Here is a 5,609-nt window from a genome sequence, read left to right on the forward strand (position 1 = left end):
GGTTTTTCCCAGATCCCGAGGTAGATCATGGATATTTAAGTAAAACGCTTTGGACTTTATATTACCAAGGAAGTATTATTAAAGTAATATTAGATATAGAATTGGATGAAGAAAAGGAGATTATTGATTCTATAAAGTATAATACCGTCTGGTATTTGCTTGAGCTTCATCCTATTCGAACATTCAGGCTAAAAACACAAGATATTATAGATCTTTTAGCCGAAGCGCTTAATGTATTTGGTTTAGATGGTGCGTGGGATCAAGCTCCAAATTTTAAAGTAAAGCTAATAAACAAGCTAAAATAGAATTAGCATTGGAATAGCCAAAAAATATTAGGTGCCGAATTGTCTACAAGACGGAAAAATTCCATGCTTAAATTTCGATGTCTTTGGCACTGGTATGTCTTAGAAATTTAGAATTAATTTTTGGCGTCAAATTTAAATCAGCGTCGGTTTTAGCTTGCGTGCCGAAAAGTCGGGTCTCTCGCCGCGAGCTAGAGCGATGAGCTCATCCGTCGCAATTAGATAAAAGCCCGCGAGATCTCTACCGAAAAGCCTTTGGATTTCATCGCTTCTGCCGTCTAAAAAATCAAGCGCGAGCTTGGAATTTACTAGCAAAAAATCGCTTCCACTATCAAACGCGTCAAATAAAATTTCACCCCCCAGCCGCAGTGCGCACTCCCGCTCGCGCTCATATATCTGCGCTCCAAGCGGCGCGCCTTCACATTCAAAGTGCACGATCTGCGCGCCCAGCCTGCTAGCTAGCTCCTCCGCAGCCTCGTCGTACCACACGGCGACGTTAAAGCCGCTAAAATCGTGCTTCGCGCCCGCTGCGTCAAATTCCGCCATGCTCTGCGCGCTTAAAATTTTATTGCTGCGCGCGGGTTCAAATTTTAAAATATCGCAAAACGCCCTGTATGCCGCGCGGTCGTCAAACTCCATCCCCACGGCGTCGCACTTCGTAAAATACGCCATTTGCGGCTCGATGATCTCCAAAATCCTCATGCGCTCGCTCGGGTGCGTCTGCATCAGGCGGTGCGCGAAGATAAAGGCGCTGTTGCCCAAAAACTCCCGTGAGCATGCGGGGATTTTCGTCGAGTAAAAATAGGGCGCGAGGCTTTTGTAAAACTCGAAATCAGAGACATCCGCGATGCTCTCAAAAGCTTTAAATTTATCCAAAAACGCTCGCGGCTCGCAGCGCAGATCTTTAATCGCCTCTTTTTCGCTAAGAGGCGAGATGATTAGCTCGCTTCCAAAGTGCGCTATCAGCGTATCTAGCGGCTCTTTTACGCTCACCGCGGTGCCGCCGATTTTTACAAATTCCACCCCCTGCGCGCTGAAATAGGGATCGTGCGCGCAGATGTCGTCAAGCAGTGCCGCAAGATCGGCAAAGGGAGCGCTTTCATAAACATAGGGCTTGAAGTAGCTTGCGACGTCGCAGCGAGGATCAAAGCGAAAGAGCCTGATTAGCATTTTTCATCCTTTTTTTATGGCGAATGATACTAGAATTTGCCTTAATAATGAGTTTTTTAGGCTCAATTTTATAAAATTGCGCCTTAGATTAACGCAAAGGCCGGCTATGAAAATTTTATACACCCTAAATCACGCGCCGATAAATGCGCATTTTAGTAAAAACTCCAGCGATTTCGTCGTGCGCGAAGTGCCGCTTTACGAGCCTAGCAATGATGGCGAGCACTGCATTTTGCTGCTGCAAAAAAAGGGCATCAGCACGCACGAGGCGCTGCGGATTTTAAGCGAGCATACGGGCGCTAAGATGCGCGATTTCGGCTACGCGGGGCTTAAGGACAAGCAGGGGCTTACGACGCAGCACGTTAGTATGCCCGCTAAATTTGAACCCGCGCTGGGCGGATTTTCGCACGAAAGCCTTAAAATTTTAAGCGTGCAAAGGCACAAAAACAAGCTTAAAATCGGCCATCTTAAGGGCAATGACTTTTTCATCCGCCTAAAAAAGGTTCTACCGCCCGACGCCGTCAAGCTCGCAGCCGCGATAGATACGCTAGGGCGCGAGGGCTTTGCGAACTATTTTGGCTATCAGCGCTTCGGCAAGTTCGGCGACAACGCGGCGCAGGGCGAGGAGGTGCTGCGCGGACAGAGGCGGCTTAAAAACCCTAAAATGCGCGACTTTCTAATCAGCGCCTATCAGAGCGAGCTTTTTAATCGCTGGCTTAGCAAGCGGGTCGAAATTTCAAAATTTGCAGCGGAATTTAGCCTTGGAGAGTTTGCTAAAATTTACGGGCTAAGCAAAGATGAGGCACGCGAGATCGCGGCTCAACCGCAGTTTTTCAAGCTTTTAAGGGGCGAGATTTTAGGACACTTTCCCCGTGGCGCGTTTTTTAGCTGCGACGATCTTGGCGCGGAGTGCGAGCGGTTTGCGAGGCGAGAAATCACGAGTGCAGGCCTTATCGCGGGGCGAGCGAAGCTGCGAGCTAGCGGGCTTGGCGGTAGATTTGAAGATGAGATTTTCGCGCCTGCTCGCGAGTTTGAGGCACAGATGAACGGCTCGCGCAGGTTTGCGTGGAGCTTTATGGAGCGCGTGCAGCACTCCTACGATGCGCAAAATGCGCATTTTAGCTTCAGTTTTTATCTGCCGAAAGGCTCTTATGCGACAGTCGTTTTGGAAGAAATTTTGCACCGAGATATATTCGAGGGCGCCGCGACAGACGAGGATTGAGCCGCATCGAGCCGCGGAGTAGGGCTCATGCCGCGTCAAACGGCGCCGCGCCGCACCGCGTGGAATTTTGCGAAATATTAAAACCAACTGCGTGGATTTAAATTTATGCGGCGATGAAATTTTATGAAATTTCGTAAAATTTCATCGCAGTAAGCGCGTCTTTTTGTCTAAGCCATAGAATTTAAAATTTTATTCGGCTCGGCCGTAGGTGAAATTTGATAAATTTCACCTTTTTATAGTTGTCTAAATTCATTTTCGCCAAATAACCAGCAAAATATTATTAAGCTTAAAATCGCTTAAGTCTTTTATCTACTATTGCCCGTTTACAATATTTTCAAAAAAATTATTCTCTTCCCAAAAGTAGCATTCTAACATTTTTAAAATTCCATTTTCCAAAAGAACCATTGCTCCTCCAATGTTTTCATTAGAAAGCATTAAATTTACATTGCCGACAAAACCGTTGTTTTTGCTTTTTTCTAATATTTTTTTACACTCGAAATGGCAATAATATCCGGCTGTCGAAACCTCTCTTTTTGTAATTTCTGAATTTTCAAACTGCTTATAAAGCGCATAATCGCTTAAATCATCACTTATTAGCTTAATAATTTCAGCTTCGATATTTGCAATATCTGTAAAATTATCGAGGGATAAACATCGTTCCGATTTTTGGTTTTCCATTTTTTATAACTCCACGTACAGTAATTTCATAGCCTTTAATATTGACTTTATGACCATTAGTAAAATTATTTGGCAACTTACTATTTGCCATATCTTTTTCAAGTTCTTTAATTATAGCATTATAAGCTTGTTGTTGATTATTTTCAAATTTATTTAAAAATCATCTAATCTATGCTCTTTTTTGTTAAAGATGTGATTTAATTTATTAGCTTCTTTATCGTCGTCATCCTCCGGCGGTAATGGTGCAGGCTGGAGCTTGTACTTTGTTCACGTTCACTCCGTAAAATTTCTCTTTTAAATTCCGCAAGCCGCAAAATTTAAGCCAAAAAAGCTATAATTGCGCTCGGGTGTGGCGTGCGGTCGCTCCGCAAGGAGAGGAAAGTCCGAGCTGCGATAAGACAAGGTTGCGTCTAACGGACGCCGGGGGCGACCCTAGGGAAAGTACAACAGAAAGCAAACCGCCGCGCAAGCGGTAAGGGTGAAAGGGCGGGGTAAGAGCCCACCGCGCGCGTGGAGACACGGGCGGCAATGCAAACCCAACCTGCAGCAAGAACGGGTGGTTTCGTCTTATATTCGAACCGTTCGCTCGAACCGATTTGCAAAAATCGGTCTAGATAAATGACCGCTGTAACGGAACTCGGCTTATAACCACACCTATTTTTACGCCGAATTTATTTACTTGGAATAAGGAAAAAATTTTGAAAAGCTTAATTTTATGCGGTATGCTTTGCGCTGTCGTTTTAGGGCTCGGAGGCTGCGCGAGTGCGGGCGCTGATAAATCTATAATCTTGCAAGGCGACGCCCACGATCGCGCCTGTGCGGAGGTTTATGAGCGCTACAAAGAGCTCGAAGCGGAGCTCTTGGCGGTCGAGGATCGATACGCAAACCCAAGCGTTGCGAACGATTATATACAGACTTACGACGAGTACGAGCGCACCATCGCCTACTACAATAAAAATTGCGCGACCGATAAATAAACGGCGCAGACTGAGCGTGATTTGGCATAAGTGTGGCGCGGCGCAGCGGTACAAAACGCTCAAAAATTTTATGAAAATTGCTAAGAACTATTTAGAATTTTGCGCGAAGCAAAAAAGCATCTAAAATTTATTGCGTACGCTTGGCTCTAGCGATACGAAGTCGCGGTGTGAAGCATGGGCACGATGCCTATTTCATGTCCTTATTTAGCTTGGTGCGTTAGCGCGTCAAGTTGCAGAATCATATGAGGGTGCCACATACTTGTCGCATTTGGCTAAGTGACGCGCGATTTATTAATTGGATTGACGCAAAGTCGTGAAATTTTGCTCAAAAATTCTGCCGTGCAAATTTGAATTGATGATTTAAAGTAGTAAAGCAATACCCAAAATTTAGCTGCGAGGCGGACGATGAACGATTTATTAATCGGATTGGTGTAAAGTCGCACTAAAAATTCCGTCGCGTGGATTTGGCTGTTATGTCCGTTTATGTGTCTGCCAAAGCCTCGCAGCCTCAATATAAATAATTTCATCGAGTGGATTTGAATTGGCGCCTAGGCGCTTGGATCGATCGTAAAATCAGGTCTCAAAAATCCTGTTACTCGGTTTTGGCCTACTGCGCGATTTTCGCGGCGTATAAGAGCGGTAAAACGAGATCGTTAGCGCAGTATTAAGGTACGGCGTAATTTTTTCGCTTACGCATGCGGCTTTTAGGTGCTTGGTAATTTCAGTTTGCTCGCAGAATTTTAAGATGTGCGGTTTTTCGAGACTTTATAGCAGCGGGATTTTGGTTTGGGTTTTTAGCGAGAAGGTATTTGGCGAATTTGCAGTGCTATGGCTTTGATTTTTGCCGAGAAATTTTAGAATTTTATGATTTTGCAGGAGAATTTTGTGTGTTTTGGCGCCGCGTCGAACTTAAAATTTTATCTTGTCGCCGCGTAAGATTGCGCGCCTAATCTTTTTGTATTTTTAAATACGGCGTATGTTTTGAGATTTGCGTCCGTTTTTGAAATTTTACTCTGAATAAACGTTGGATTCACAAAATAAGTCGCCCGGTGGATAATTTTAAAAAGCCTGCAAGCCTGCAATGCAAAAGCTAAAGCCTTATGAGAGTTTGCCGAAATTTAGCCGCTCAAAATGCCGCTGTGTTATAGTGCGCCAATGAGCTCTAGGCACCGCATTGTACGCTACGTTTGCCCGCCTCACAGCTCGCTAAAACGCTCAAAGCGGGCTTTTAGAGATTTTGCATTTTTGTTTAAAAGCTCCGCT

General features: G+C 44.9%; 4 protein-coding genes, 1 other RNA gene and 1 pseudogene. 4 read left to right on the forward strand and 2 right to left on the reverse strand.

The features are described 5' to 3' along the window. A pseudogene (locus Q0257_RS05295) lies at window positions 1–305 on the forward strand (hypothetical protein); the annotation flags it as partial. 132 nt (window positions 306–437) lie between these two features. Here the strand turns inward: Q0257_RS05295 and Q0257_RS05300 are convergent. After that, entirely contained in the window at window positions 438–1,472 is a 1,035-nt protein-coding gene (locus Q0257_RS05300) for a hypothetical protein (protein ID WP_298022471.1), read from the reverse strand. 106 nt (window positions 1,473–1,578) lie between these two features. On the opposite strand from Q0257_RS05300, the gene truD reads away from it, so the two are divergent. Beyond that, window positions 1,579–2,691, forward strand: a complete 1,113-nt coding sequence (gene truD / locus Q0257_RS05305; RefSeq protein ID WP_298022473.1) for a tRNA pseudouridine(13) synthase TruD — start codon at window positions 1,579–1,581, stop codon at window positions 2,689–2,691. Window positions 2,692–3,003: 312 nt separating this feature from the next. Here the strand turns inward: truD and Q0257_RS05310 are convergent, their stop codons facing one another. Beyond that, window positions 3,004–3,369, reverse strand: a complete 366-nt coding sequence (locus Q0257_RS05310; RefSeq protein WP_298022476.1) for a hypothetical protein — start codon at window positions 3,367–3,369, stop codon at window positions 3,004–3,006. A gap of 344 nt (window positions 3,370–3,713) precedes the next feature. Here Q0257_RS05310 and rnpB point away from each other — a divergent pair. Together rnpB and Q0257_RS05320 are read left to right on the forward strand one after the other, a co-directional pair. Next, an RNA gene (gene rnpB / locus Q0257_RS05315) (RNase P RNA component class A) lies at window positions 3,714–4,030 on the forward strand. A 37-nt stretch (window positions 4,031–4,067) separates the two neighbouring features. Beyond that, complete coding sequence (locus Q0257_RS05320) at window positions 4,068–4,346, forward strand: hypothetical protein (protein ID WP_298022479.1); 279 nt, start codon at window positions 4,068–4,070, stop codon at window positions 4,344–4,346. Window positions 4,347–5,609: the final 1,263 nt, after the last annotated feature.

Source organism: uncultured Campylobacter sp. (assembly GCF_938018035.1).
In the GTDB taxonomy this organism is placed as follows: domain Bacteria; phylum Campylobacterota; class Campylobacteria; order Campylobacterales; family Campylobacteraceae; genus Campylobacter_B.

Bases quoted from the DNA above. Each gene is read 5' to 3' on its own strand.
- Q0257_RS05300 (WP_298022471.1), bottom strand. From the start codon at position 1,472: ATGCTAATCAGGCTCTTTCGCTTTGATCCTCGCTGCGACGTCGCAAGC.
- truD (WP_298022473.1), top strand. From the start codon at position 1,579: ATGAAAATTTTATACACCCTAAATCACGCGCCGATAAATGCGCATTTT.
- Q0257_RS05310 (WP_298022476.1), bottom strand. From the start codon at position 3,369: ATGGAAAACCAAAAATCGGAACGATGTTTATCCCTCGATAATTTTACA.